General features: G+C 47.9%; 1 protein-coding gene. It reads right to left on the reverse strand.

Translation table 11 applies throughout. The features are described 5' to 3' along the window. On the reverse strand, positions 1 to 234 hold a 234-nt coding region (locus FDX22_RS22185), incomplete at both ends, for a transporter substrate-binding domain-containing protein (RefSeq protein WP_146717780.1).

Raw genomic sequence — 234 nt, forward strand, 5'->3', positions numbered from 1 at the left:
TCTGATAACTGTCATACGGCACGGTAGTCACTTCCGGATGTTTATCCATGATGAATTTCTGGTGCGTAGTACCGTTTTGAACACCGACTTTTTTGCCTTTCAGCTGATCAATGCTGGTGTATTTGCCCTGTTGGCCAACAAACAGCGCAGAGTTGTCGTAATACGGGGTGGTGAACAGAACCTGTTTTTCACGTTCAGGCGTGATGTCCATACCGGCCATCACCGCGTCAAAAC

Source organism: Citrobacter sp. TBCS-14 (assembly GCF_005280805.1).
GTDB lineage: Bacteria > Pseudomonadota > Gammaproteobacteria > Enterobacterales > Enterobacteriaceae > Citrobacter > Citrobacter gillenii.